This window comes from Nocardia sp. NPDC051929 (genome assembly GCF_044548645.1).
In the GTDB taxonomy this organism is placed as follows: domain Bacteria; phylum Actinomycetota; class Actinomycetes; order Mycobacteriales; family Mycobacteriaceae; genus Nocardia; species Nocardia sichangensis.
Window position 1 is genome coordinate 1 of record NZ_JBIUCG010000070.1, and the last position, 1,173, is coordinate 1,173.

Sequence of the window (1,173 nt, forward strand, 5' to 3'; positions counted from 1 at the left end):
GGTAGGAGCAGGATGGCGGCGGGTATCGACCAGACCGATTGGGCTGGATTGTTGAAGAGTGCCCAGAACGGTCAGCTTCAACTTCTCAATGTCGACAGCGCCGCGCTGGGTAAGCTGACCGGATATTGTGAGGATCTGGTGGCCGACATCCTCGGGTTGATCGATTTCGTGACCGGGAAGAACATGCCGCCGAAGTTCGACTGGTATTACAACAATCAATCCGGTACCGATCCGAAACGGCCTGCCCAGCCGAAACCGTTCCCGGCCAGTTCCTATCAGTTTCTGAGCATGAAACATCTGTCGGACGCGTTCTTCGACAAAGCGAACCCCGAACTGGTCGACATCCTGGGTAATCATCAAGCGATCGTCACCGATATCGCGAACACGTTCACCGCGGCGAACAAGAAGTACTCGATCACCGAGGGACAGAACGCGAACACCTTCGTCGCACCCAACGCGCGTGATCATTGGCCGGAGATCTCGAAGTATCATGCGGCGTCCTCGGTGTCGTGGGCGGACGGGCCGGGTTTGTCGACCACCGCCAGTTCCGGGGTGAGTTTCGACAAGTCCCTCAAGGGCAGAATCGATCCGCTGATCGAACTCGGTGGCGCTCTGCACCTCTACGATTTCGCCAACATCGCCATGCTCGTGGGCTCGGTCGGTGGTGACATGCTGTGGTTGTCGGGTGAGTGGCTGGCCCTGTCCCAGATCTGGGGCAACTCGATCGATACCTTCACCAAGAACATCAAACCCGTGTTCACCCGGGGGCACTGGCAGGGCGCGGGCGCCGACCGGGCGATCGCCTCGATCGACAAATACCTCGGTACCGCCGAAACGTTGCGGGCGAGTATGGTCGACATGTCTCATGTCGTGGGGAACACCGCCAACTTCCTGGCGTTCATCTACGGTCACGTTCCCCGCTACGACCAGATCAAGTTGAACACCAACGGCACGGTCAACTATGTCGCCAAGCGCGGCCGGACCGGTGATCAGGCCCAAACCTATGCTCAGCAGTGGTGGGACAAGGGCGACGACACCAGTAACAACAAAGGTTTCGTCGCCGGCATGCGTGAACTCGCCGGCCAGGTCCCCGAATTCGTCGACCCGAATACCGCGGCACCCCCCACCAACGGTGGAACAGGCAGTGGCGGCGGAACCGGAAACAACAACGGC

General features: G+C 59.6%; 1 protein-coding gene. It reads left to right on the forward strand.

The genetic code is table 11. The features are described from left to right. Nucleotides 1-12: 12 nt before the first annotated feature. A partial coding sequence (locus tag ACIHAX_RS37775) for a hypothetical protein (protein WP_397282462.1) occupies nt 13-1,173 on the forward strand: 1,161 nt, incomplete at its 3' end.